Source organism: Streptomyces sp. URMC 123 (genome assembly GCF_051386515.1).
In the GTDB taxonomy this organism is placed as follows: Bacteria; Actinomycetota; Actinomycetes; order Streptomycetales; family Streptomycetaceae; genus Streptomyces.
Genome location: NZ_JBPQTV010000644.1, coordinates 1 through 984 on the forward strand (window position 1 = coordinate 1; position 984 = coordinate 984).

The window sequence follows — 984 nt, forward strand, 5'->3', positions numbered from 1 at the left end:
GCTCTCGGCGCGGCGCCGGTGGCGGGTTCGCCCTCGCCCCGCCGCCCCTCGCCCGCGCGGCGCGGCGCCACCACCTGCGCGGCGGCCGGCGCGCGCAGGGCCCGCCGGTCGGCGAAGTCGCAGGGGCCCAGCAGGTCCGCCCGCCGCTTGAGCTCGGAGGTGAGCGCCTGCGCGAACTCCCGCATCCGCACCGGCCCGGACGCGGCGAGATACGTCGAGACGTGCGGCAGGTCCGTACAGACCCGCAGTCCCGCGCCGCGCTCCATGCCACCGCCGTCGACGACGACCAGCGACAGCCGGTCGGGGCGGTCGGCGGCGGCGAGCGAGGCCGCGAGCGACCGCAGCAGCTCCGTCTTCCCGGTGCCGGCCGCGCCCTCGATCAGCAGATGGGGGCCCTCGGCGGCGAGGTCGATCTCCAGGGGGCCGCGCGGGCCGGCGCCCAGCACGGTGCGCACCTGTTCGCGCCCGCCGGCCGCCACGGGGTCGGCCGCCGCCGCCCAGCGGGCCGTGAGCGACGCCGGCGTGGCGCGCGCCAGCCCCAGCTCGTCCAGCAGCCGCGCGGAGCGGGGCAGTTCGGCCCGCGTCGGGTGCGCGGTGCGGCTGTCGGCGGCGCGCAGGGGGGCCAGCGCCCGCGCGAACCGCTCGGCCCACGCGGCCGACACGGCGTCCACCGCCGCCGGCACGCCCTGGTCCACCGGCTCCCGGCGCCCCGGCCCGCCGGCCGGCCGCAGCAGCCGCAGCGCGGTGGCCACGTCCCCGCTGAGCAGGGCGACCGCCCCGCACTCGGCGAACGCGGCGGAGGTGGCGCACGCGGCCTCGTAGGTGGCGGCCACGGGTGACAGCGGCGAGGCGGCGGGCGACTCGGTCAGACAGACCACATGGATGCCGGCGGCCGCGCCGTGCGCGGCGAGCCGCGCCACGGCCTCGCGCAGGGCGGGGTGGCCGGGGTCGCCGTCGAGCACGACGACGGTGACGGGGCCCTCG

Annotated in this window: 1 protein-coding gene; it reads right to left on the reverse strand. The window is 81.2% G+C overall.

Features of this window, described 5'->3' with window-relative positions; translation table 11 throughout:
- The coding region (locus tag ACSNOD_RS31400) for an FtsK/SpoIIIE domain-containing protein (protein ID WP_436770474.1) at nt 1-984 on the reverse strand (984 nt) is incomplete at both ends.